This is a genomic window from Streptomyces sp. NPDC020801, from assembly GCF_044334385.1.
Taxonomy (GTDB): domain Bacteria; phylum Actinomycetota; class Actinomycetes; order Streptomycetales; family Streptomycetaceae; genus Streptomyces.
The window spans coordinates 300203-322540 of record NZ_JBIRST010000005.1 but is presented as its reverse complement, the minus strand read 5'-3'; the positions used below and the strand labels follow the sequence as shown (position 1 = coordinate 322540).

Genomic DNA, 22338 nt, shown 5'->3' with positions numbered 1-22338 from the left:
TGCAAAGGGGGCGTATGCCGATGATCGTCGGCGTCGTTGCGGGGGTGGCGCTCGTCGCCGTCCTCGTTCTGATCGGTCTGTTCAAGATGATGTGGCGTGTCGCGGAACCGAACGAGGCACTGATCATCTCCGGTTCCAAGCACCGGACCGAGGGCCTCGAGGAGGGCATGGGATTCCGCATCGTGACCGGTCGCGGCACCCTGGTGCTGCCCGGGGTGCAGGCGGTGCGCAAGCTCTCGCTCGACCTGAACGAGACCGAACTGCACGTGGACTGCGTGACCCACCAGGGCATTCCGCTGAAGGTGCGGGGCGTGGTCATCTTCAAGGTGGGCGACGACTTCGTGTCCATAGCGAACGCCGCCCGCCGTTTCCTGGACCAGCAGAAGCTGATGTCGGAGCGGGTGCACAACGTCTTCGCCGGTCATCTGCGCTCCATCGTGGGCGGGTTGACGGTGGAGGACATGATCCGCGACCGGGAGAAGCTCACCGGGCAGACCCGGGCGGCCTGCGGGACGGAGATGGAGAAGCTCGGCCTGATCGTCGACTCGCTGCAGATCCACGAGATCGAGGACCCGACCGGCTACATCCAGAACCTCGCGATGCCGCACGCGGCCGCCGTGCAGCGGGACGCGCGCATCGCCCAGGCGGAGGCGAATCGTCTCGCCACCGAGGCCGAGCAGCAGTCGTTCGCGCGGATGGCCGAGGCCACCCGGGACAGCGAGATCCTGCAGGCCGGTTACCAGGCGGAGCGGGACAAGGCGGCCGCGAAGGCGCGCCAGGCCGGTCCGCTCGCCGAGGCGGCGGCCCGGCAGGAGGTCGTCGTGCAGGAGACCCGGGTCGCCGAGCTGGAGGCCGACCGGCGCGAGCAGCAGCTCCAGGCGGACGTGCGCAAACCGGCGGACGCCATGGCCTACGAGAAGCGCACCCTGGCCGAGGCCGAGCGCGACGCGCGGATCTCGGCGGCCGAGGCCAAGGCGAAGGAGACGGAGCTGGCGGCGGCGGCCGAGGCGACCCGGGTCAAGACGGCCGCGGGCGCCGAGGCGGAGGCCACCAAGACCCGGGGCGCGGCCACCGCGTCGGCGACCCGGGCCACCGGTGAGGCCGAGGCGGCGGCCGCGCAGGCGAAGGGTCTGGCGGACGCAGAGGCGGCGAAGGCCAAGGGCCTCGCGGAGGCGGAGGCGATCAAGGCACGGGCGGCCGCCCTCGCCGAGAACCAGGAGGCCGTGGTCGCCCAGCAACTCGCGGAGAACTGGCCGGAGATCGTCAAGGCGGGCGCGTCCGCCTTCGGCAACGTGGACAACATGGTGCTGCTCAACGGCGCCGACGGCATGGCCGAGTTGTTCGCCAAGGCGCTCACCATGGGCGGTACGGGCCTCGGGCTCGCCCGTCAGCTGCTCGCGTCGATGAACCACAACGGGCAGGGCCAGGCCCCGAGCGGCGTGCCGGTGTCGCTCAACGGGACCGTGCCGCCCGCAGCGCAACGGGTGCAGGTGGAGCCCGACGAGGGCTGACCGGAAGCGGCTCGCGCACGGGATGGCGGCCCGGGGACCCTCCGCGGGGAGGGCCTCCGGGCCGTCGGTCACACCGTCAGCAGGCTGATCCCCAGGGCGATCAGGACGGCGACCTTGGCGATCTCCAGGGCCACATAGGCCAGGTGGCCGCGCGAGCGGGGCAGGTCCTCGCCCGCCAGGACACGGTCGGACCTGCGGTTGAGGCGGGGGCGGACGAAGGCCAGCTGGGCCAGGAGCAGCACGGCCACCGCCGCGGTCAGGGCGGTGATCCGCGTCGGGGCGCCGCCCGCGGCGACCGCGACGATCAGCACGGCGGCCAGGGCGGTCTCCACCAGGTTCAGCGCCCGGAAGACGAGCCGGCCGATGCCCAGGCCGACAGGGACGGTCACGCCCGGGGCGCGGAACTTCAGGGGCGCCTCCAGGAAGGAGATCGCCAGCACCATTCCGAGCCAGACGAAGGTGACCGCACTCGACGTGGCGGCCGACGTGGTGTTCATCGATGTGCTGCCTTTCTGGCGGGGCGCGGGGCCGCGGCCTGTTCAGGTCATGCGGCGGATGCCCCGGCCGGTCGGGAGGCCGGTCGGGAGGCCGGTCGGGCCGGACATGAGTCGGGGGCTGCGAGCGGTTCCAGGCCGGTCACGGTGCGCGGGCCTCCCGGTTCCGCCGGCACCCCCGCATCAGCCCGGAACGGACGGGGCACCCCGACTGGCCGCTCTCCTCGGCCGGTTCCGGGAAGGGGCGGGGCCGCAGCCGGATCCGCCCCGGCGGCCTGCCGTCGCCGCCTTTCCCGTGCGCCCGGTCGAAGCCCAGGTCGTCCAGCAGGCGACCGGACGAGCCGCCGACCGCTCGGCCGCCGGCACAGACCCGGGCGGCAGCGGGCCTGCGAGGAAGCAGGTCGGCGAGGGAGCGGGCCCACCCCCGGCCCGCCCCGGTGGCCCGCCGTCCGCGCCTCGGGGCCCAGGGACGCAGGCCGGCCGAGCAGCATCCGCACCGGCAGGCGGTGGCGGCCGACCCCGCCACGGTCCATGCCCGGCCTCGGGGCGTGGACGCAACGTGGACGTCCGGGCTCCGGGGCCCCCTCGGCCGGCCCCTCGGCCGGCCCCCCGGCCCGCCCCCCGGCCCGCCCCCCGGCCCGCCCCCCGGCCCGCCGCTCGACCCGCCGCTCGACCAGGCCCTCGGACACCAGGGCATCCGGATGGAACCGTACGGTGCCCGGGCGGATCCCGATCCGCCCGGCCGTCTCCGCGACGTCCAGCGGTCCGGCGGCGGCACGCAGCACGCGCGGCACCTCGCGTCGACGAGGGCCCTCCCGTGTGGTGACCATGCCCGCCTGCCCCTCTCTCACCTGCGGTTATTTTCTATGAATGCAACATGGAATAATTCTAGGCGAGGCAGCGGGGCCGAAGGAGAGCGGGTACACCATGACGTCACCCTCGGGGCGCGACGGCGAGCCGGACACGCCCGCACAGCCTGAACCGCGCGTGCTGTGCGACGCCCGGGCCCTGACCGCGGCCCCGCCCCCACCGGCGGGCGTGCTGTGGAAGCTCCAGGAGGCCGGACGCCAGCTCGACGCCAATCTCGTCCGCGTCGCCCCGGGCGGGCGCGTCGCGCCGCACACCGAACCGGACCTGGACGTGCTGCTGTTCGTCGTCTCCGGGACCGGCATCCTCGGCGCGGGCGCGCAGGACGAGCCCCGGCGGCTGACCGAGGGCGCCACGGTCTGGCTGCCGCAGGGCTCCACGCGCAGCATCACCGCGGGCCAGGACGGGCTCACCTGCCTGAGCGTCCACCGACGCCGGCCCGGGATGCGGATCCGGTCGCGCGGCGAAGTCTCCTGACGGCGTTTCAGCACCGTACGCCCGCCGACGGTGCGGGCGGGGGCACGATCTAAGGTGCCCCCGTGACTGCCTTCACCGATGAGAACGCCCCCGGCCGCTACGGCACCACCGCGACCACCGAGGCCGACCCCCGCCGGGTCGGCCGGGTGCGCACCGAGTACTCGCCCGCGCACGACGGCGACCCCGACCCCGGGGAGATCGTCTGGACCTGGGTGCCCTTCGAGGAGAACGACGGGCGGGGCAAGGACCGGCCGGTCCTCGTGGTGGCCCGGGAGGCCGCCGGAACTTTTCTCGCCGTGCAGTTGTCCAGCAAGGCGCACGACGGCGACCGCGAGTGGGTGCCGATCGGGAACGGCCCCTGGGACCGTTCCGGGCGCGACTCATGGGTGGACGTGGACCGGGTGCTGCGACTGTACGAGGAGGGCATGCGCCGCGAGGCGTGCGCGCTGGACCGGATGCGGTTCAACCTCGTGGTGCACCGGCTGCGGGAGCGGTACGGCTGGAGCTGAACAGCCCCCGGCCGCGCCGGACGGGCGGTTGTGCGGGCGGCCGGCGGGCCCGCGGCTCACCGGCGCGGCGGCCGCCAGGTCCTGGCCGGCCGTTCGCGTCGGCCCGGCGGGAGTGGCCGGTCAGGACCACCTGGGCGAACACACGTACGAGCACCTCGCGGACCACATTCCCCGGCGTGCGGTCCAGCACGCGCCGAACACCACGCGCTCCAAGGGCGCGGACCGCCAGAGCGCGCGCCGGTTCGGCGGCCCGCCCGGTCGCGTCACGCAGGACCACCACGACGTTCGGCGCGGCGGTGGCCAGAAAGCCGGCGGTGCGGGCCGATGCGCTCACTCTGCCGGGCGATACCGCGCAGGCGCGCGCTCATGGCGCCACCCCCGTGCGCGCCATGAGCGCGGCCCGGGCTTTTCCCCCGTCGTGCCCATGAAGGCATCGTGAGCGATCCTGGACCTGCGACGCAACGGAGTTTCCCGGCGCCGGACCGTCACGGAAGGGCCGTGACGCCTCGGGAAACATCGCGAGAACGGAGATTTGGGAGCAGGCTTGTCATGATCTGCGCCCTTGTGCGAATCGGCCACAGGGTTTTGGGTGGGACGGTATGACTCCGTCCCGGCTCAGCGACTCCCGGGCCGGTGGCATGGTGGAATCTTCAGGAGGATCCCGACATGTCCGATGCACATCCTGCTTCGGAGAGCCACTGTACGGAGCCCCGTACCGTGGTCACCGAAGCCGAAGCCGAGGTCGAGGCCCTGGTCAGCGGCATCTGCTTCAAGACCGGACCGCCCCGCGCGATCGGTGTCGAAGTGGAGTGGCTGGTCCACGAGCTGCGCACACCGCGGCTCCCCGTAACACCCGAACGCCTGCAGGCGGCCTACGCCGCACTGCGGACCGTGCCCCTGAGCTCGGCCCTCACCGTCGAGCCCGGCGGCCAGCTGGAGTTGAGCTCGCCGCCCGCCGCCTCCCTCATGGAGTGCATCGGCACGGTCTCCGCCGACCTCGACGCCGTCCGCGCCGTACTGGCCGAGGACGGTCTGCGTCTCGTCGGCATCGGCCACGACCCCTGGCACCTGCCCCGACGGTTCCTGCGCGAGCGCCGTTACGACGCCCTGGAGACCTGCCTGGACCGCGGGGGCCCGGCCGGCCGGCACATGATGTGCACCTCGGCCTCCGTGCAGGTGTGCGTGGACGCCGGTCACGAGGAGCCCGGCCCGCTCGGCCACGGGCGGCGCTGGTGGCTCGCGCACCAGCTGGGCGCGGTCCTGGTGGCCGCGTTCGCCAACTCCCCGCTGGTCGGGCAACGGCCCACCGGCTGGCGCTCCACCCGGCAGCTGCTGTGGGCGAAGATCGGCCCGGGCCGGGCGGGCGCTCCCCCGCTCGGCGGCGACCCGCGCACCACGTGGGCCCGGCACGTCCTGGACGCGCCCGTGATGTGCGTACGGAGCGACGACGGTCCGTGGGACGTACCCGAGGGCCTGACCTTCAGGGAGTGGACCCGTACCGGCCTGCCCAGGCCCGCCACCAGGGAGGACCTCGAGTACCACCTCACCACCCTGTTCCCGCCGGTCAGACCGCGGGGACATCTGGAGCTGCGCATGATCGACGCGCAGCCCGGCGACGACGGCTGGATCGTTCCGCTGGCAACGGCGGCGGCGCTCTTCGACGACCCACAGGCGGCGGAGACCGCGTACCGGGCCGTGAAGCCGCTCGCCGAGCGGGCCGGGCCGCTGCCCGCGCCGCACAACCCGCTGTGGGCCGAGGCGGCCCGCTCCGGGCTGGCCGACCGCGAACTGCACGAGGCCGCCGTCACCTGCTTCGACGCCGCGGTGGAGGCCCTGCCCCGGCTCGGAGCCACCACCGAGGTCACGGACGCCGTACGGGCGTTCCAGGACCGCTACGTCCGCAAGGGCCGATGCCCCGCCGACGACCTGCTCGACCGACTGCGCGGTGCGGATCTCACCCCGTCGCGCCTTCACCCGACCGGGGAGACCCCCACCGCCCACGGGAAGGACGTCCGCACATGACCGACCCCGCACTCGAGACCGCCTCCGGGGCCGCCCACGACTCCGAGACGCTGCGCGCGCGGGCGCTGAGCACGCTCACCACGGCCCGGGACCGCACCACGCTCCTGACCACCTGCGTCGAGGAGCCCGACCTCACCGCCCAGCACTCCCCGCTGATGTCCCCGCTGGTGTGGGACCTGGCGCACATCGGCAACCAGGAGGAGCTGTGGCTGCTGCGGGCGGTCGCCGGCCGGGAGGCGATGCGCCCCGAGATCGACAGCCTCTACGACGCCTTCGAGCACCCTCGCGCCGAACGCCCCTCGCTGCCGCTGCTGTCGCCCGACGAGGCCCGCAGGTACGCGGCGGAGGTGCGCGGCCGGGTGATGGACCTGCTGGAGTCCACGGCGTTCCACGGGACCCGGCTGACCGAGGCGGGCTTCGCCTTCGGAATGATCGCGCAGCACGAACAGCAGCACGACGAGACCATGCTGATCACCCATCAGCTCCGCAGTGGCCCGCAGGCCCTGACCGCGCCGGACCCGGAGCCCGCGCCGCTGTTCACCGGCCCGGACGAAGTCCTGGTACCCGGCGGCCCGTTCACCATGGGTACCTCCACCGAGCCATGGGCGCTGGACAACGAACGGCCCGCGCACGTGCGCGAGGTACCGGCGTTCTGGATCGACACCACACCGGTGACCAACGCCGCCTACCAGGCGTTCGCCGAGGACGGCGGCTACGACGACCCCCGCTGGTGGGCGCCGGACGGCTGGGCCCACATACGGCGGCACGAGATCACCGCGCCGCTGTTCTGGCGCCGCGACGGCGGGCAGTGGCTCAGGCGGCGGTTCGGCGTCACCGAGGCCGTACCGCCCGACGAGCCGGTGCTGCACGTGTGCTGGTACGAGGCCGACGCCTACGCCCGCTGGGCCGGGCGCAGGCTGCCCACCGAGGCCGAGTGGGAGAAGGCGGCCCGGCACGACCCCGCGGGCGACCGCTCGCGGCGCTACCCGTGGGGCGACGCCGATCCGGGCCCCGAACACGCCAACCTCGGCCAGCGGCATCTGCGCCCGGCCCCGGCCGGCAGCTATCCCGCGGGCGAGTCTCCGCTCGGCGTAAGGCAGTTGATCGGCGACGTCTGGGAGTGGACGGCGAGCGACTTCCTCCCCTACCCGGGCTTCGGCGCGTTCCCGTACAAGGAGTACTCGGAGGTGTTCTTCGGGCCCGAGTACAAGGTTCTGCGCGGCGGTTCGTTCGCCGTGGACCCGGTCGCCTGCCGCGGCACGTTCCGCAACTGGGACTACCCGATCCGGCGGCAGATCTTCTCCGGGTTCCGCACGGCCCGCACGGCCGGCACGGAGGGCTCCTGATGTGCCGTCACCTGGCCTATCTGGGGCCCGCGGAGCCGCTCGGCCGGCTTCTCGTGGAGCCGCCGCACAGCCTGTACCGCCAGTCGTGGGCACCCCGGCAGCAGCGGTACGGGACGGTCAACGCCGACGGCTTCGGCGTCGGCTGGTACGCCGAGGGCGACCCGGCGCCGGCCCGGTACCGCCGGGCCGGGCCCATCTGGGCGGACCTGTCCTTCGCCGACCTGGCCAGGGTCGTGCGCAGCACCGCGCTGCTCGCCGCGGTGCGGGACGCGACCCTGTCGGGCGCGGACGCGGAGGCCGCGGCGGCGCCGTTCGCCGCGGACGGCCGGCTGTTCAGCCACAACGGCGCCGTGACCGGCTGGCCGGGCTCGCTCGCCGCGGTGTCCCGCACCCTGCCGCCGCTGGACCTGCTGTCCCTGGAGGCCCGCACCGACTCCGCGCTCGTGTGGGCGCTGGTGCTGGCCCGGCTGCGCGCGGGCGACGAAGCGGGCCAGGCGCTCGCCGACACCGTGCTGGAGGTCGCCGCGGCCGCCCCCGGTTCCCGGCTCAACCTGCTGCTCACCGACGGCGAGACGATCACCGCGACCGCCTGGGGCGACACCATGTGGTACCTCGCCGAGCCCGGCCGCCGCACGGTCGTGGCGTCCGAACCCTACGACGACGACCCGCACTGGCTGCAGGTCCCCGACCGCACACTGCTCGCGGCGACCCGCACGGACGTCCTGCTCACCCCGCTCAAGGACCTCACCGAGGACCTGGCATCCGCACCATCCGAGGAGCCCCGCCGTTGAGTCCGTTCCATGTCACCCGCACCCTGCCCGAGGACGCCATGGCGGCCGCCCTGCGCGCCGACGTCCAGCACGGCCTGACCACCGACCCCAAGACGCTGCCGCCGAAGTGGTTCTACGACGCGCACGGCAGCGAGCTGTTCGAGCGGATCACCGAACTGCCCGAGTACTACCCGACACGCGCCGAGCGCGAGATACTCGCCGACCGGGCCGGCGAGATCGCCGCCGCCCTGCCCGCACGCACGCTCGTCGAACTGGGCTCCGGTTCCTCGGAGAAGACGCGGTACCTGATCGACGCGCTCACGGAACTGGACACCTACGTCCCCGTGGACGTCAGCGACAGCGCTCTCACTCAGGCCGGGCAGGCACTGGTCGCCGAGCGGCCGGGGCTGAACGTGCACGCGCTGATCGCCGACTTCACCGCCGGTCTCACGCTGCCCGAGACGCCCGGGCCACGGCTGCTGGCGTTCCTCGGCGGCACCATCGGCAACCTGCTGCCCGGGGAGCGCGCGGAGTTCCTGGCCGGGGCGCGCGCCCTCCTCTCCCCCGGCGACGCCCTGCTGCTCGGCACCGACCTGGTCAAGGACGAGGCCGTCCTGGTCCGTGCGTACGACGACGCGGCCGGGGTGACGGCCGCGTTCAACAAGAACGTACTGGCCGTGGTCGACCGCGAACTGGGCGCCGACTTCGAACCGGACGCCTTCGACCATGTGGCGCTCTGGGACCCGGACAACGAGTGGATCGAGATGCGGCTGCGCTCCCGCACCGCCCAGACCGTGAAGGTGCCCGCGCTCGATCTCGCCGTCGACTTCGCGGCGGGCGAGGAGCTGCGCACGGAGGTGTCGGCGAAGTTCCGCAAGGAGGGGGTGGCCAGGGAACTGGCGACCGCCGGACTGGAGTTGGCGCGATGGTGGACCGACGGCGCGGGCCGCTTCGCGCTGTCGCTGAGCGTGGTGCGCTGAGGAACGCGGCCCTGCCCCGGGCCTGGGACCGGCGGGCCGCCCGTCACCCCGGGTCCGGGGCCAGTTCCCGGGTGATCCGGCGTGAGGCGCGACGGGCCTCGGTCACCGGGTCGGATCCGGTGAGCACCTTGGTCATGTAGTCCTTGATCGGGTTGCCGGCCTCCACCGCCGCCCACTGCGGCGTGCTGGGGGTCGCCCGGCCGTGCGCGGCGCCCGCCGCCATGGCCGCGACCCCCTCCTCGGCCGACACGGCCCCGGCGAGCGTCGTCTTGTTGGGGACGTGGTTCATGGTGCGGGCCAGCTCGGTGTCCCACTTGGCGCCGGTGAGGGCCGCGACCACGGCGACGGCGGCGTCCCGGTCATCGGTGTTCCCGGGGACGACGAGGTCGGAGCCGCCGGTGAAGACGGTGCCCGGCCGGGCGGCCGTCGTGCCCGGCACCGGGAAGAAGCCCAGTTCGCCCTTCAGGGCGGGGTTCCGCTGCACGATGGCCTGCGCGAGCCCGGGCACGGCCACGATCTGCGCGACCTTGCCGGCGGCGAACACCCCCGCCTGCGGCGGGTGTTCCTCGTCGTCGCCGGCGGGGCCCCTGCCGAGGGCCTGCAGCCGCCGGTAGAAGTCCATGCCGCGCAGGGCGGCCGGGGTGTCCAGCGTGCCCTTCCAGAGGCTGTCGTTCTGCCGCGCGAGGTCGCCGCCCTCGTCCCAGATGAATCCGGACAGCGTGTACCAGTCCTGCCCGGCCAGGTAAATGCCCTGGTTGCCACCCGAGTTGAGCCTCAGGGTGTCGGCCAGCCAGTCTGCCCGGGTGCGGGGCGGGGAGGCGATGCCCGCCGTGTGGAACAGGTCCTTGCGGTAGATGACGACCCGGTTGGCCGCGTACCAGGGGATGCCGTACTGCGCGGAGTTGTCCAGCCCCGGCTCGGCCAGCCCCGGAAGCCAGTCCTTCATGCCCCAGTCCCGCATCGACTCCAGCGTGAGGTTGGTCAGCCGGCCGCCCTCGACGTACTGCGCGACCTGGGTGTTGCCGACCTCGATGACGTCGGGGCCGTCCGCGGCGTCCGAGCCGAGCGCGCTCTGCACCTTCCGGCCGATCCCGGTCCACTCCTGAATGCGGATGTCGAGGCGCAGGTCACCGTGGGTGCGTTCGAAGTCCTCGGTGAAGCGGCGCAGGAACTCCTGCGACGCGCTGTCCTTCATCAGCCACACGGTGACGGTGTGCCGCCCGGCCGAGCTGCCGGGCAGCACACCGCAGGCGCCGGCCAGGAAGGTGGACGCGAGGACGAGAGCGAGGAGGCGACGTCTCACGGGGGGTCCTGTTCTGTCTGGCGGACAGGGGCGGGCTCCCGACGTGGGGGGTCGAGCGAGGCTCGTACGGGGTGTGCCGGAGTTCGGTACGGAGTTTGGTATGGACCAATGCGTCGGTCAAGGGGCATCCGGCCCGCCGGCCGTACGTCTCGCGCTCCGCCTCGGCATACGGCACGGTGGAGTGACGCGTGACACATCCGTTACGGACGGAGAGGAATACCCGCATGACCGATCACACGTACCGGGTCACCGAGATCGTCGGCAGCTCGCACGAGGGCGTCGACCAGGCCATCCGCAACGCCATCGCGCGTGCCTCGCAGACCGTCCGCAACCTGGACTGGTTCGAGGTGACGCAGGTCAGGGGCCAGATCGAGAACGGCCGGATCGAGCACTTCCAGGTGGGCCTGAAGGTCGGCTTCCGGATCGAGGACGCGGACTGACCGCTCAGGTCCGCCCCTCGCGCTCCTGCGCGTCCTTCAGGTCGGCCGACGGTGCGGCCCAGCGAGCCCGGACGGCACGGAAACCCGCCCGTTCTGCGTCCTCGCACACCAGCTCGTCGTCGTCCACCAGAACGCGGATATCACGGTCCCGGGCGAGCCGGCGCAGGATCTCCAGCTTGGTGCGGCGGGCGGGCCTGCGGTCGTGGTCGCGCCGCATGTACACCCGCCCGTCGGGCAGCCCCTGGGCGACGAGCCAATCGAGGGTGTCCCGGCGGCAGCGCTCGGGCCGCCCGGTGAGGTAGACGACCTCGCACTCCCGCGCGCTGTCCAGGGCGAGCCGCACACCCTCGGCGATCGGCGGGTCCTTCGGCGCGGCCGCGAAGAAGGCGTCCCAGTCCCGGGGCCTGCGCTCCAGGAACCGCTGCCGGTGCGCCGTGTCGGCGAGGGTGTTGTCCAGGTCGAACACGGCGAGGGGCCGCTTGCTGTCGTCCGTCACGCCGCTCAGCGTAGAGCGGCCGGGCCCCGTCCGGATGCGCGCCCGGGATCTGCCCCCGATGCTGGGTACATGTCCGGACCACTGCCCGTGATCGTGCACCCGCCCTCCCCGACGGGCGGCCGGCGCGTCCGTGTGAACGGCGAGATCCTGGGACTGGCGTACAGCGTCGCGGACGTCGCCGAGTTCCTGCGCCGCGCCGGCCTCGACGTCGACCCCGTGGAGGTCTCGGTCTCCCCGCTCATCGACTGGCGCGGCGGCGGCCCGGAGTACTGGGGCCCCGAGACCGGCGGCGCCTCCCCCTGACGGCGGGGAATTGCGGGAGCGGCCGCGCGTTGAACCCTGTGTGAGTGCCAGCTCCCTGATCGCGTCCACCCGCTTCTCCGTCCTCGACCGCTCCCGCACCCGCGAGGGCCACCCCGAGGCCGAGGCCCTGCGGGACACCGTTCGCCTGGCCCAGGAGGCGGAGCGCCTCGGCTACCACCGCTTCTGGGTGTCCGAGCACCACGGCGTGCCGGGCGTCGCCGGATCCGCGCCGACCGTCCTGGCCGCCGCGGTCGCCGCCGCGACCTCCACGATCCGGGTCGGCACGGGCGGGGTGATGCTGCCCAACCACCGGCCCCTGCTGGTGGCCGAGCAGTTCGGTGTGCTGGAGTCGCTGTTCCCCGGCCGCATCGACATGGGTATCGGCCGCTCCGTAGGCTTCACCGACGGCGTACGCAGGGCCCTGGGCCGCGGCAAGGGCGACGCCGAGGACTTCGCGGCGCAGCTGGCGGAACTCCTCGGCTGGTTCGAGGGCACGTCCCCGACCGGCGTCCACGCCCGGCCCGCCGAGGGCCTGCGCGTACCGCCGTTCGTCCTGGCGATGGGCGAGGGCGCCACGATCGCCGCCCACGCGGGCCTGCCGATGGTCATCGGCGACCTGCGCGACCGCGAGAAGATGCTGCGCGGCATCGACACCTACCGCACCCACTTCCGCCCCTCCCCCTGGGCCCCGGAACCGTACGTCGTCATCTCCGGCACGATCGCGGTGACGGCCACTCCCGAGGAGGCCCGCCGCCTCCTGGCCCCGGAGTCCTGGTCGATGGCACACGCACGCACCCACGGCACCTTCCCGCCGCTGCCGCCCGCCGACCACGTCGAAACCCTCACCATGACCGGCAGGGAACGCGGCTTCTACGAGTCCGGGCTCACCGGCCATCTCGCCGGCACCGGGGACCAGGTGGCGCACGAACTGGAGACGGTCCTCAAGGAGACGGGCGCACAGGAGGTCCTGGTCACCACGAGCACGTACGACCGCGAGACACTGGTGGACTCATACCGGCGGCTGGCCCGGATCTTCACGGCCCGGTTCCGCCGAGCCGGCGAGGGCCGGAGTCAGTCCACACCCCTCGGGTAGGGACGACCGGCATCGATGGGGCGCACGGCGACGGACGGGGCATCCAACGCCTCCTGCCGCCGCGGGTTTTGATGGTCCTGAATGGTCTGCCCGGCGTGGGCGGGGTTGACCCCCCACATCGTGACGCCGGAGGCAGGCGACCGTCAGGCGGCCGGCCGGGCCCTCGGCCACGACTTCCCCGACCACCGTCGCCTCGTCCACCTGCCGGCCGGGCGCCGGTCCCCCGTCGACGGCCTCGTCCTCCGTCACGGCACCTCGGGCCGTACGAGGGCCAGGGCGAAGGGCTCGCCGCTGCGGCGGGCGTACGTCATCCGCTCGCGGATCTCCCGCAGGGTGCGCGGGCGGTGACCCGGGCCGCCGCAGCAGCTCTTGTGGAAGCGGACGCCCGCGCAACGCGGCGGCCGCCTTTAGAATCGTGTGGTTTGCCAGGCCGTCCGCAGTCCCGTACGGAGCTCCGCCATGCACACCCCGCACGATCCGTACGTCCGTGTCCGCGGTGCACGTGAGCACAATCTCAAGGGCGTGGACGTCGATGTTCCGCGGGACGCGCTGGCCGTGTTCACGGGGGTGTCGGGGTCGGGGAAGTCGTCGCTGGCGTTCGGGACGATCTATGCGGAGGCGCAGCGGCGGTACTTCGAATCGGTGGCGCCGTATGCGCGCAGGCTGATTCATCAGGCGGGGGCACCGAAGGTCGGGGAGGTCACCGGGCTGCCGCCCGCTGTGTCGCTGGAGCAGCGGCGGTCGGCGCCCTCGTCCCGTTCCTCCGTGGGGACGGTGACCAACCTGTCCAACTCCCTGCGGATGCTGTTCTCGCGGGCAGGGGAGTATCCGCCGGGCGCCGAGCGGCTGGACTCGGACGCCTTCTCGCCCAATACGGCGGCCGGGGCGTGTCCGCAGTGTCATGGGCTCGGGCGGGTCCACGGGACGACGGAGCAGTCACTGGTTCCCGATCCGTCGCTGTCGATCCGCGAGGGCGCGATCGCCGCTTGGCCAGGGGCCTGGCAGGGCAAGAACCTGCGGGACATTCTCGACGCGCTCGGGTACGACGTCGACCGGCCCTGGCGCGAGCTGCCCGCCGGGCAGCGCCAGTGGATCCTGTTCACGGACGAGCAGCCGGTGGTGACCGTGCATCCGCTGCGGGATGCGGATCGGATTCAACGGCCTTACCAGGGCACGTACATGAGCGCCCGGCGGTATGTGATGAAGACGTTCTCGGACTCCAGGAGCCCGGCGCTGCGGGCGAGGGCGGAGCGATTCCTCACCTCCGCACCCTGCCCGGTGTGCGGTGGCAGCCGGCTGCGGCCCGAGGCACTGGCCGTGACGTTCGCGGGGCGCACCATCGCCGATCTGGCCGCGTTGCCGCTGACCGAGCTGGCGGGCAGGCTGCAGGGCACGTCCGAGGTCGCGCGAGTGCTCACCGAGGACCTCAAGTCCCGTATCGCGCCCGTCGTCGAGCTCGGGCTCGGCTATCTCAGCCTCGACCGGTCCACGCCCACCCTCTCGGCGGGCGAGCTGCAGCGGCTGCGGCTCGCCACGCAGTTGCGGTCCGGTCTGTTCGGAGTCGTGTACGTGCTCGACGAGCCGTCGGCGGGGCTGCACCCGGCCGACACCGAGGCCCTGCTCACGGTGCTGCAGCGGCTGAAGGCCGCCGGGAACTCGGTGTTCGTGGTGGAGCACCATCTGGATGTCGTCCGTGGTGCCGACTGGCTGGTGGACGTGGGGCCGCGCGCCGGGGAGCACGGTGGGCGGGTGCTGCACAGCGGTCCCGTGGCCGAGCTGGCGGGGGTCGCGGAGTCGGCGACGGCCCGGTTCCTGTTCGGCCCGTCCCGCGCGCCGGTACGTGAAGTGCGCAAGGGCCACGGGCTGTTGCGGGTCGGGCCGGTCACCCGGCACAACCTGCGTGCCGTGACCGCGGAGTTCCCGCTCGGCGCCCTCACCGCCGTGACGGGCGTGTCGGGGTCCGGGAAGTCCACGCTCATCGGCGAGATCACGCAGGAGACGGCCGGCGCCGGGCGGCTGGTCTCCGTGGACCAGAAGCCGATCGGGCGCACCCCTCGCTCCAACCTGGCCACCTACACCGGGCTCTTCGACGTCGTACGGAAGGTGTTCGCGGCCACCGACGGCGCCCGCGAACGGGGTTTCGGCGTAGGGCGGTTCTCCTTCAACGTGGCCGGGGGGCGGTGCGAGACCTGCCAGGGCGAAGGGTTCGTGAGCGTTGAGCTGCTGTTCCTGCCGAGTACGTACGCGCCGTGCCCGGACTGCGGCGGGGCCCGCTACAACCCCGGGACGCTCGAAGTGACGTACCGCGGGCGGAACATCGCCCAGGTGCTGGACCTGACGGTGGACAGCGCAGCGGAGTTCTTCGCCGACACCCCGGCCGTCGCCCGGAGCCTGCGTACCCTTGTCGACGTGGGTCTGGGTTATCTGCGCCTCGGCCAGCCCGCAACCGAGCTGTCGGGCGGCGAGGCACAGCGCATCAAGCTGGCGAGCGAGTTGCAGCGCGGCCGTCGAGGCCACACCCTCTACCTCCTCGACGAACCGACCACCGGGCTTCACCCGGCCGACGTCGAGGTGCTGATGCGGCAGTTGCACGGCCTCGTCGACGCCGGTCACACGGTGATCGTCGTCGAGCACGACATGTCCGTCGTGGCCGGTGCCGACTGGGTCGTCGACCTGGGGCCGGGCGGCGGTGACGCGGGCGGCCGGATCGTGGCGGCGGGGCCGCCGGAGGAAGTGGCGCGCGCGGAGGGGAGCGCCACGGCTCCGTATCTCGCGCGCGTGCTGGGCGGTGACCTGCGGGACTCGGGGTGAAGGAGTGCGCCGGCGGTGGGGCCCGGAGCGGCAGGCGACCGTCCGGGGCTACGCGGCGGCCGGCACCTGATCGCCCTGAACGGCGTGCCTGCGGCCCTGCTCGTCCACCCGGCCCTGCCCGTCCGCCCGGCCCTGCCCGTCCGCCCGGCCCTGCTGGGCCGCCGTGGCAAGCGCCCGGCGGTCCGGGTGGGTGCCCGGGAGGAGCGCGGGCCGCACCTCGACCTCGGCCACCAGGCCGCGGGCGGACGCCACCCGCCACAGGGAGGCGAGCAGGGAGTCGTCCCCGACGAAGGCCGGGGCCGTGCTGACCGCTCCGCCGGTGCGGCGGTAGCGGACGCGGACCGGCTGGACCGGTACGCCCGCGTCGAGCGCCGCCTGGAAGACCGCCCGGTGGAAGCGGCCCTCCGTCCGGCCGCACCAGGTGCTGCCCTCGGGGAAGGCCGCGACCGCGGCGCCGGCGCGCAGCGCCTCGGTGATGCGGGCGACCGTGTGCGGCAGGGCGCGCAGCCGGTCCCGTTCGATGAACAGGGCGCCACCGCGGGCCGCGAGCGGGCCCGCCACCGGCCAGCGGCGGATCTCCGTCTTGGCCAGCATCCGGGCCGGGCGGACCGCGGCGAGCAGCGGGACGTCCAGCCAGGAGATGTGGTTGGCCACCAGCAGCAGGCCGCCGGTGTGCGGGGCCGTGCCGGTGATGCGGACGCGGACCCCGCAGGCCCGTACGAGCGCCCGGCACCAGCGCCGGATCCAGACGGCGGGGATCCGGCCGCCGAGCGGCGTCAGCGCGGTCCCGGCGAGCAGCAGGACCGCGACCGCCGTGAGCCGCAGTACGGCGCGCGGTGTGGCCGTCGCGCACCCCGTCGCCTCCACGCACGCCCTCGGGGTGCAGGGCGCGCTGGGCAGCCAGACGCTCATCGGGCGGCCGGTACCAGGGAGAGGAAGTGCCGCAGATAGCGCGGGTTGACGCGGCGCATGGGCAGCAGTACGTACAGGTCGGCGACACCGAAGTCGGGGTCGTGGGCGGGCTCGCCGCACACCCAGGCGCCGAGGCGGAGGTAGCCGCGCAGGAGGGCCGGCAGCTCGGTGCGGGCGGCGGGCGCGTCGGGCGCGGTGCCGGCGGTGGTCCTGGTGGTCACGTCAGTCACGGCCGGCGCGGCAGTCACGGCCGGCGCGGCAGTCACGGCCGGCGCGGTGGTCACTGCGGTGGCGGCGGGCGCGATGGTGGCGGTCTGCGGGATCCACGGCAGCAGCGGGCGCACCCGGTACTCCTGCGGTGCCAGGTGCCCGGCGCTCACCCGGTTCCAGGTGGCGGAGGCGAGCGCGCCGCCGTCGGCCAGCGGGACGGAGCAGCAGCCCGCGAGCCACTCGTGGCCCCGGTCGACCATGTAGTGCGCTATCCCTGCCCAGATCAGTCCGATCACGGTGCCGTCGCGGTGGTCGGGGTGCACGCAGGAGCGGCCCACCTCGACCAGGCCGGGGCGGATCGCGTCGAGCGGCGTGAGGTCGAACTCGCCGTCCGAGTACAGGCGTCCGGCGATCGCGGACCGCTCCGGCGGCAGCAGCCGGTAGGTGCCGACGACCTGCCCGGTGACCGTGTCGTGCACGAGCAGGTGGTCGCAGTAGGCGTCGAAGGCGTCGATGTCGTAGCCCGGCTGCGGGGTGGACAGCAGGGCGCCCATCTCGCCGGCGAAGACGTCGTGCCGCAGCCGCTGTGCGGCCCGCACGTCCGCCTCGTCGCGGGCGAGGGTCACGGTGTAGCGGGTGGGTGCCGCGGGCTGCGGGGGGCATTCGAGCGTGGTGACGCCGGTCATGGCACTCTCCTGGTCACGGGCCGGGGGAACGGGAGCGGACCGTGGCCCACGGTCCGCCGTCCCTGTTCTTCCGAGGCCCGCTGACCTTCACGTGACCGGTGCGGAGAGGCCGGGTGTGCGGTTGCTGAATGCCCGGGGTGCCTGGCGGGACCGGGGACGAGCACCGGTCCCCGGTCCCGCCCGTCCGCACCCTGCCGGCGAACGTTCTCCCGCGCGGACAACCCCTCGGGTCAGCGCACCTGGCGCTTGGCCACCTTGCGGGTCGCCCGCAGCCACTCCTTGTTCATGCCGGTGATCGAGGTGAGCGGAATGCCCTTCGGGCAGGCGGTCGCGCACTCTCCGGTCAGGGTGCAGCCGCCGAAGCCCTCCTCGTCCATCTGGGCCACCATGTCCAGGACGCGGGTCTCGCGCTCCGGGGCGCCCTGGGGCAGGACGTTGAGGTGGTTGATCTTGGCCGAGGTGAAGAGCATCGCCGCGCCGTTGGGGCAGGCCGCGACGCACGCGCCGCAGCCGATGCACTCGGCGTGCTCGAAGGCGAAGTCGGCGTCCGGCTTCGGTACGGGCGTGGCGTGGGCCTCGGGCGCGGAGCCGGTGGGGACGGTGACGTAGCCGCCGGCCTGGATGATCCGGTCGAAGGCCGAGCGGTCGACGACCAGGTCCTTGACCACCGGGAAGGCGGCGGCGCGCCAGGGCTCGATGTCGACCGTGTCGCCGTCCTTGAAGGACCGCATGTGCAGCTGGCAGGTGGTGGTGCGTTCGGGGCCGTGCGCGTCGCCGTTGATGACGAGGCTGCACGCGCCGCAGATGCCCTCGCGGCAGTCGTGGTCGAAGGCGACGGGGTCCTCGCCGGAGAGGATGAGCTGTTCGTTGAGTACGTCCAGCATCTCCAGGAAGGACATGTCGGGCGAGATGCCGTCCACCTCGTAGGTGGACATGGCGCCTTCGGCGTCTGCGTTCTTCTGCCGCCAGACGCGCAGGGTGAGCTTCATGCGTAGCTCCGCTGGGTGGGGTGGACGTACTCGAAGACCAGGTCTTCCTTGTGCAGGGTCGGGGCCCGGCCGGTGCCGGTGAACTCCCAGGCGGCCGCGTAGCCGAACTCGTCGTCCTTGCGGGCGGCCTCGCCGTCGGGGGTCTGGGACTCCTCGCGGAAGTGACCGCCGCAGGACTCGCTGCGGTGCAGCGCGTCGAGGCACATGAGCTCGGCGAGCTCCAGGTAGTCGACGATGCGGTTGGCCTTCTCCAGCGACTGGTTGAACTCCTCGCCGGTGCCGGGCACCTTGATGCGCCGCCAGAACTCCTCGCGGATCTGCGGGATGCGCTCCAGCGCCTTGCGCAGGCCGGTGTCGGTGCGGGCCATCCCGCAGAACTCCCACATGAGTTCGCCGACCTCGCGGTGGAAGGAGTCGGGGGTGCGGTCGCCGTCGACGGAGAGGAGCCGGCCCAGCCGGTCCTCGGTCTCGGCGACGGCCTCCCGGACGACCGGGTGGCCGTCGGTGACCGGCTCCTGGTGCGGGTTGCGGGCGAGGTAGTCGTTGATGGTCGCCGGGAGGACGAAGTAGCCGTCGGCCAGGCCCTGCATCAGCGCGGAGGCGCCGAGGCGGTTGGCGCCGTGGTCGGAGAAGTTGGCCTCGCCGACCGCGAACAGGCCGGGGATCGTGGTCTGCAGGTCGTAGTCGACCCACAGGCCGCCCATCGTGTAGTGCACGGCGGGGTAGATCCGCATCGGCACCTCGTAGGGGTTCTCCGCGGTGATCCGCTCGTACATGTCGAAGAGGTTGCCGTACTTCTCCTCGACCTTCTTCCTGCCCATGCGCCGGATCGCGTCGGCGAAGTCCAGGTACACGCCCTGGCCGCCGGGGCCGACGCCACGGCCCTCGTCGCAGACGTTCTTCGCGGCGCGGGAGGCGATGTCACGTGGTACCAGGTTGCCGAAGGAGGGGTAGATGCGCTCCAGGTAGTAGTCGCGCTCGTCCTCGGGGATCTCGTTCGGCGGGCGGTTGTCGCCCTTGGCCTTCGGTACCCAGATGCGGCCGTCGTTGCGCAGCGACTCGCTCATCAGGGTGAGCTTGGACTGGTGGTCGCCGGTGCGCGGGATGCAGGTGGGGTGGATCTGGGTGTAGCAGGGGTTGGCGAAGTAGGCGCCGCGCCGGTGCGCCCGCCAGATGGCGGTCGCGTTGGAGTTCATGGCGTTCGTCGACAGGTAGAAGACGTTGCCGTAGCCGCCGGAGGCGAGGACGACCGCGTCCGCGAAGTACGTGTCGATCCTGCCGGTGATCAGGTCACGGGCCACGATGCCGCGGGCCCGGCCGTCGACGACGATCAGGTCGAGCATCTCGGTGCGCGGGTGCATCTCCACGTTGCCGGCCGCGATCTGCCGCGACAGCGCCTGGTAGGCGCCGAGCAGTAGCTGCTGGCCCGTCTGGCCGCGGGCGTAGAAGGTGCGGGAGACCTGGACGCCGCCGAAGGAGCGGGTGTCGAGCAGACCGCCGTACTCGCGGGCGAAGGGCACGCCCTGGGCCACGCACTGGTCGATGATCTCCACGGAGATCTGGGCCAGGCGATGCACGTTGGACTCGCGGGCGCGGAAGTCGCCGCCCTTGACGGTGTCGTAGAAGAGGCGGTGGATCGAGTCGCCGTCGTTGCGGTAGTTCTTCGCCGCGTTGATGCCGCCTTGCGCGGCGATGGAGTGGGCCCGGCGCGGGGAGTCCTGGTAGCAGAACTGGACGACGCGGTAGCCCTGTTCGGCCAGGGTCGCACCCGCCGAGCCGCCCGCGAGACCGGTGCCGACCACGATGACCGTGTGCTTGCGCCGGTTGGCCGGGTTGACCAGCTTGGCCTCGAAACGGCGCTTGTCCCAGCGCTCGTTGATCGGTCCGGAGGGGGCCTTGGTGTCGGCGACCGGCTCTCCGGTCGTGTAGTCCGTGAAGTCAGAGGATGCGGTCATGTCAGCTCACCACTCCGGTCATGACGCCCACGGGTACGGCGATGAATCCGGCCGTGAGCAGCAGCGCGAGAAGGTTGGCGACGGTCTTCAGGGCGCGGTCGCGGGTGCGGCTGCCGACGCCGAGGGTCTGGGCGGCGCTCCAGAAGCCGTGCCGGATGTGCAGGCCGAGCGCCAGCATGCCGACGATGTAGATCACGTCGCCGTACCAGGTGGAGAAGGTGTCCACGACGTTCTGGTACGGGTGGCCCTCCTGGAAGCCGCCGGAGTGCACGGTGCCGGTGGTCAGGTCGAGGAGGTGCCAGACGACGAAGAGGCCGAGGATGATGCCGCCCCAGCGCATGGTGCGCGTGGCGTAGCTCGCCCGGGGCCTTGAGTGCACGTACTTGGCCGGCCGCGCCCTGATGTCGCGGCGGCTGAGCTGGTAGGCGGAGACGGCGTGGGCGACGACCGCGGCCACGAGCACGATCCGGATCAGCCAGAGCGTCCACTCGTAGTGCATGAACGGCTCGCCGACGGTCCGCAGCCAGTGGGCGTAGTGGTTGAACTCGCCGGCCCCGAAGTAGATCTTCAGGTTCCCGATCATGTGGGCGACCAGGTACAGCAGCATGATGAGGCCGCTGACCGCCATCACGGTCTTCTTGCCGACGGTCGAGTCCCATACGGTGCGCGCCATGGACGGCCGTCGGTCCGTCCGCGTTGCCAGTGCCATGAGTCAGCACGCTAGGGCCGAAGGTCCCTATCGGTCCAAGACATGGTACGGCTGGTTTCGATAGGGCACGGCTATGATTGCTGGATGCAGTTCCAGCAGCTCCAGTACTTCGTGGCGGTCGCCGAGACCCGACACTTCACCCGGGCCGCCGATCTGGTCCATGTCGCGCAGCCCTCGCTGTCGCAGCAGATCAAGGCGCTGGAACGGGAGCTTGGCGCGGATCTGTTCCTGCGGGCGCGGGGCAACATCACGCTCACCGACGCGGGGGAGGCACTGCTGCCGCTGGCCCGGCGGATCCTCGCCGACGCGGACACGGCCCGGCACGAGGTGCAGGAACTGGTCCAGCTGCGCAGCGGCCGGGTGCGGCTGGGTGCGACGCCGAGCCTGTGCACGGGCCTGTTGCCGGACGTGCTGCGCGCCTTCCACGACCGCTACCCGGGCATCCGGCTGCTGATCGAGGAGGGCGGCTCCCACGATCTCGTACGCGAACTGGCCCGCGGCGCCCTCGACCTGGCCCTGGTCGTCCTCCCGCTGCCCACCCCCTCCCCCGCGCTGACCACGGTGGAACTGCTGCGTGAGGACCTGGTCGTGGTCTCCTCCCCCGAGGCGCCCGCGCCGGGGCGGGGCCGGCGGACGGTACGGGTCGCGGACCTGGAGGGGGAACGGCTCGTGATGTTCCGGCACGGCTACGACCTCAGGGAACTGACGGTGGCCGCGTGCCGTGCGGAGGGTTTCGAGCCGGACTTCGCGGTGGAGGGCGGCGAGATGGACGCGGTCCTCGGATTCGTGCGGGCGGGACTGGGCCTCGCGGTCGTCCCGCGCATGGTCGCGACCCGGTCCGGGCGCGGACTGCGGGTGACCCCGCTGGCCCGGCCCGGACTGTACCGCACGATCGCCCTGGCCCACCGCAGCGACGTGGCCCCGCCGCGCGCCGCAAGGGAGTTGCAGCGGATGCTGCTGGAGCGGTGAAGCGGCCCCGGCTCAGCCGAGGACGGCCGGCTTGAGGACCTCCTCGCACCACTGGCGCAGGCCGGTGGGCGCGGTCTCGGGGGTGCTCGGTGCGTCGGCGCCGTAGAAGCCCTGGTCCTCGAGTGCCTGAGCCATGTCCGCCAGGCCCTGCGCCCAGCCCTCGGACGCCCCGCGTTCCAGCAGCGACGCCCGGTAGTCCGCGACACCGGTCCGCCGCACCCGGACGGGCCGCCGCAGCACCTCGGAGATGACCTGCGCCATGCCCTCGGAAGTGCTGCCCGCCTCCGTCGCCGCCCGCTATCCGCGCCCGGGAGTCGTCTACCGGCCGGTCCCGGACGCACCGCCCGCGGTCCTCACCATCGCCTGGCCGCAGCAGTCCCGTTCGACGGCCACGGCAACGCTGGTCCGCACCGCCGTGGCCGTGGCCGAAGCCGCCGGGGAACGGAAGGCCGGCCGGGGCCTGTCCGGCTGATCGGGCCGCGGGCG

22 protein-coding genes and 1 pseudogene are annotated in these 22338 nt (G+C 73.0%); 13 read left to right on the top strand and 10 right to left on the bottom strand.

All coding sequences use genetic code 11. The features are described from left to right. The first annotated feature begins 14 nt into the window (after positions 1-14). A complete protein-coding gene (locus ACH4UM_RS13445) occupies positions 15-1511 on the top strand; it encodes an SPFH domain-containing protein (protein ID WP_398177347.1) in 1497 nt (498 codons plus the stop codon). Positions 1512-1579: 68 nt separating this feature from the next. Here the strand turns inward: ACH4UM_RS13445 and ACH4UM_RS13440 are convergent, their stop codons facing one another. After that, on the bottom strand, positions 1580-2008 hold the full coding sequence (locus tag ACH4UM_RS13440) for a hypothetical protein (protein WP_398177344.1): 429 nt from the start codon (positions 2006-2008) through the stop codon (positions 1580-1582). 924 nt (positions 2009-2932) lie between these two features. On the opposite strand from ACH4UM_RS13440, the gene ACH4UM_RS13435 reads away from it, so the two are divergent. The 6 genes from ACH4UM_RS13435 (at position 2933) to egtD (ending at position 8976) form a co-directional block, all read left to right on the top strand. Beyond that, a complete protein-coding gene (locus tag ACH4UM_RS13435) occupies positions 2933-3349 on the top strand; it encodes a cupin domain-containing protein (protein WP_398177341.1) in 417 nt (138 codons plus the stop codon). Positions 3350-3411: 62 nt separating this feature from the next. Then, complete coding sequence (locus tag ACH4UM_RS13430) at positions 3412-3858, top strand: type II toxin-antitoxin system PemK/MazF family toxin (RefSeq protein WP_398177338.1); 447 nt, start codon at positions 3412-3414, stop codon at positions 3856-3858. Between the two features lie 666 nt (positions 3859-4524). Next, the gene (gene egtA / locus ACH4UM_RS13425; protein ID WP_398177335.1) at positions 4525-5880 is read left to right on the top strand and encodes an ergothioneine biosynthesis glutamate--cysteine ligase EgtA; all 1356 of its coding nucleotides are present in this window, start codon (positions 4525-4527) and stop codon (positions 5878-5880) included. Further along, positions 5877-7226 carry an ergothioneine biosynthesis protein EgtB gene (egtB, locus tag ACH4UM_RS13420; protein ID WP_398177332.1) on the top strand — a complete coding sequence of 450 codons (1350 nt, stop codon included), beginning with the start codon at positions 5877-5879 and terminating at the stop codon, positions 7224-7226. Before egtA ends, egtB begins: the two co-directional genes overlap by 4 nt. Beyond that, a complete protein-coding gene (gene egtC, locus ACH4UM_RS13415) occupies positions 7226-8017 on the top strand; it encodes an ergothioneine biosynthesis protein EgtC (RefSeq protein WP_398177330.1) in 792 nt (263 codons plus the stop codon). The genes egtB and egtC overlap by 1 nt, the downstream gene beginning before the upstream one ends. Further along, positions 8014-8976 carry an L-histidine N(alpha)-methyltransferase gene (gene egtD, locus ACH4UM_RS13410; RefSeq protein ID WP_398177327.1) on the top strand — a complete coding sequence of 321 codons (963 nt, stop codon included), beginning with the start codon at positions 8014-8016 and terminating at the stop codon, positions 8974-8976. Before egtC ends, egtD begins: the two co-directional genes overlap by 4 nt. 43 nt (positions 8977-9019) lie before the next feature. On the opposite strand, the gene ACH4UM_RS13405 is transcribed toward egtD, so the two are convergent. Then, the gene (locus ACH4UM_RS13405) at positions 9020-10279 is read right to left on the bottom strand and encodes an extracellular solute-binding protein (protein ID WP_398177324.1); all 1260 of its coding nucleotides are present in this window, start codon (positions 10277-10279) and stop codon (positions 9020-9022) included. Between the two features lie 224 nt (positions 10280-10503). Between ACH4UM_RS13405 and ACH4UM_RS13400 the strand changes: the two genes are divergently transcribed. Beyond that, on the top strand, positions 10504-10719 hold the full coding sequence (locus ACH4UM_RS13400) for a dodecin (protein WP_398177321.1): 216 nt from the start codon (positions 10504-10506) through the stop codon (positions 10717-10719). Positions 10720-10723: 4 nt separating this feature from the next. On the opposite strand, the gene ACH4UM_RS13395 is transcribed toward ACH4UM_RS13400, so the two are convergent. Beyond that, positions 10724-11215, bottom strand: a complete 492-nt coding sequence (locus tag ACH4UM_RS13395; RefSeq protein ID WP_398177318.1) for a hypothetical protein — start codon at positions 11213-11215, stop codon at positions 10724-10726. A gap of 69 nt (positions 11216-11284) precedes the next feature. Here ACH4UM_RS13395 and ACH4UM_RS13390 point away from each other — a divergent pair, with 69 nt between their 5' ends. Beyond that, on the top strand, positions 11285-11518 hold the full coding sequence (locus tag ACH4UM_RS13390; protein ID WP_398177316.1) for a hypothetical protein: 234 nt from the start codon (positions 11285-11287) through the stop codon (positions 11516-11518). A 40-nt stretch (positions 11519-11558) separates the two neighbouring features. Beyond that, entirely contained in the window at positions 11559-12611 is a 1053-nt protein-coding gene (locus tag ACH4UM_RS13385; RefSeq protein WP_398177313.1) for an LLM class flavin-dependent oxidoreductase, read from the top strand. Between the two features lie 245 nt (positions 12612-12856). Here ACH4UM_RS13385 and ACH4UM_RS13380 read toward each other — a convergent pair. Next, positions 12857-13000, bottom strand: a pseudogene (locus ACH4UM_RS13380) (deoxyxylulose-5-phosphate synthase); the annotation flags it as partial. Positions 13001-13070: 70 nt separating this feature from the next. Between ACH4UM_RS13380 and ACH4UM_RS13375 the strand changes: the two are divergent. Beyond that, positions 13071-15422: an ATP-binding cassette domain-containing protein gene (locus ACH4UM_RS13375; RefSeq protein ID WP_398177310.1), complete on the top strand. Its 2352-nt coding sequence runs from the start codon at positions 13071-13073 to the stop codon at positions 15420-15422. A gap of 48 nt (positions 15423-15470) precedes the next feature. Here ACH4UM_RS13375 and ACH4UM_RS13370 read toward each other — a convergent pair whose 3' ends face one another. The 5 genes from ACH4UM_RS13370 to ACH4UM_RS13350 all read right to left on the bottom strand — a co-directional run bounded on the left by ACH4UM_RS13370 (position 15471) and on the right by ACH4UM_RS13350 (position 20847). Further along, on the bottom strand, positions 15471-16334 hold the full coding sequence (locus ACH4UM_RS13370; RefSeq protein ID WP_398177307.1) for a lysophospholipid acyltransferase family protein: 864 nt from the start codon (positions 16332-16334) through the stop codon (positions 15471-15473). Continuing rightward, positions 16331-17230 carry a GNAT family N-acetyltransferase gene (locus tag ACH4UM_RS13365; RefSeq protein WP_398177304.1) on the bottom strand — a complete coding sequence of 300 codons (900 nt, stop codon included), beginning with the start codon at positions 17228-17230 and terminating at the stop codon, positions 16331-16333. The genes ACH4UM_RS13370 and ACH4UM_RS13365 overlap by 4 nt, the downstream gene beginning before the upstream one ends. Before the next feature lie 230 nt (positions 17231-17460). Beyond that, the gene (locus ACH4UM_RS13360) at positions 17461-18219 is read right to left on the bottom strand and encodes a succinate dehydrogenase/fumarate reductase iron-sulfur subunit (RefSeq protein ID WP_398177302.1); all 759 of its coding nucleotides are present in this window, start codon (positions 18217-18219) and stop codon (positions 17461-17463) included. Continuing rightward, a complete protein-coding gene (locus tag ACH4UM_RS13355) occupies positions 18216-20174 on the bottom strand; it encodes a fumarate reductase/succinate dehydrogenase flavoprotein subunit (RefSeq protein ID WP_398177299.1) in 1959 nt (652 codons plus the stop codon). The genes ACH4UM_RS13360 and ACH4UM_RS13355 overlap by 4 nt, the downstream gene beginning before the upstream one ends. Before the next feature lies 1 nt (position 20175). Next, the gene (locus ACH4UM_RS13350) at positions 20176-20847 is read right to left on the bottom strand and encodes a succinate dehydrogenase (RefSeq protein WP_398177296.1); all 672 of its coding nucleotides are present in this window, start codon (positions 20845-20847) and stop codon (positions 20176-20178) included. A gap of 120 nt (positions 20848-20967) precedes the next feature. Between ACH4UM_RS13350 and ACH4UM_RS13345 the strand changes: the two genes are divergently transcribed. Beyond that, positions 20968-21852, top strand: coding sequence for a LysR family transcriptional regulator (locus ACH4UM_RS13345; protein WP_398177293.1), 885 nt, complete (start codon positions 20968-20970; stop codon positions 21850-21852). A 12-nt stretch (positions 21853-21864) separates the two neighbouring features. Here the strand turns inward: ACH4UM_RS13345 and ACH4UM_RS13340 are convergent, their stop codons facing one another. Then, positions 21865-22113 carry a hypothetical protein gene (locus ACH4UM_RS13340; protein ID WP_398177290.1) on the bottom strand — a complete coding sequence of 83 codons (249 nt, stop codon included), beginning with the start codon at positions 22111-22113 and terminating at the stop codon, positions 21865-21867. On the opposite strand from ACH4UM_RS13340, the gene ACH4UM_RS13335 reads away from it, so the two are divergent. Beyond that, positions 22112-22324, top strand: a complete 213-nt coding sequence (locus tag ACH4UM_RS13335; protein ID WP_398177287.1) for a hypothetical protein — start codon at positions 22112-22114, stop codon at positions 22322-22324. The two genes, ACH4UM_RS13340 and ACH4UM_RS13335, sit on opposite strands and share 2 nt — an antisense overlap. The last annotated feature ends 14 nt before the right edge of the window (positions 22325-22338 follow it).

What these genes read in the sequence shown, in the direction of transcription:
- ACH4UM_RS13445 (WP_398177347.1), top strand. Translation starts at nt 15, where the DNA reads ATGCCGATGATCGTCGGCGTCGTTGCGGGGGTGGCGCTCGTCGCCGTC.
- ACH4UM_RS13440 (WP_398177344.1), bottom strand. Translation starts at nt 2,008, where the DNA reads ATGAACACCACGTCGGCCGCCACGTCGAGTGCGGTCACCTTCGTCTGG.
- ACH4UM_RS13435 (WP_398177341.1), top strand. Translation starts at nt 2,933, where the DNA reads ATGACGTCACCCTCGGGGCGCGACGGCGAGCCGGACACGCCCGCACAG.
- egtA (WP_398177335.1), top strand. Translation starts at nt 4,525, where the DNA reads ATGTCCGATGCACATCCTGCTTCGGAGAGCCACTGTACGGAGCCCCGT.
- egtB (WP_398177332.1), top strand. Translation starts at nt 5,877, where the DNA reads ATGACCGACCCCGCACTCGAGACCGCCTCCGGGGCCGCCCACGACTCC.
- egtC (WP_398177330.1), top strand. Translation starts at nt 7,226, where the DNA reads ATGTGCCGTCACCTGGCCTATCTGGGGCCCGCGGAGCCGCTCGGCCGG.
- ACH4UM_RS13400 (WP_398177321.1), top strand. Translation starts at nt 10,504, where the DNA reads ATGACCGATCACACGTACCGGGTCACCGAGATCGTCGGCAGCTCGCAC.
- ACH4UM_RS13390 (WP_398177316.1), top strand. Translation starts at nt 11,285, where the DNA reads ATGTCCGGACCACTGCCCGTGATCGTGCACCCGCCCTCCCCGACGGGC.
- ACH4UM_RS13375 (WP_398177310.1), top strand. Translation starts at nt 13,071, where the DNA reads ATGCACACCCCGCACGATCCGTACGTCCGTGTCCGCGGTGCACGTGAG.
- ACH4UM_RS13370 (WP_398177307.1), bottom strand. Translation starts at nt 16,334, where the DNA reads ATGAGCGTCTGGCTGCCCAGCGCGCCCTGCACCCCGAGGGCGTGCGTG.
- ACH4UM_RS13365 (WP_398177304.1), bottom strand. Translation starts at nt 17,230, where the DNA reads ATGACCGGCGTCACCACGCTCGAATGCCCCCCGCAGCCCGCGGCACCC.
- ACH4UM_RS13360 (WP_398177302.1), bottom strand. Translation starts at nt 18,219, where the DNA reads ATGAAGCTCACCCTGCGCGTCTGGCGGCAGAAGAACGCAGACGCCGAA.
- ACH4UM_RS13355 (WP_398177299.1), bottom strand. Translation starts at nt 20,174, where the DNA reads ATGACCGCATCCTCTGACTTCACGGACTACACGACCGGAGAGCCGGTC.
- ACH4UM_RS13350 (WP_398177296.1), bottom strand. Translation starts at nt 20,847, where the DNA reads ATGGCGCGCACCGTATGGGACTCGACCGTCGGCAAGAAGACCGTGATG.
- ACH4UM_RS13345 (WP_398177293.1), top strand. Translation starts at nt 20,968, where the DNA reads ATGCAGTTCCAGCAGCTCCAGTACTTCGTGGCGGTCGCCGAGACCCGA.
- ACH4UM_RS13335 (WP_398177287.1), top strand. Translation starts at nt 22,112, where the DNA reads ATGCCCTCGGAAGTGCTGCCCGCCTCCGTCGCCGCCCGCTATCCGCGC.
- ACH4UM_RS13340 (WP_398177290.1), bottom strand. Translation starts at nt 22,113, where the DNA reads ATGGCGCAGGTCATCTCCGAGGTGCTGCGGCGGCCCGTCCGGGTGCGG.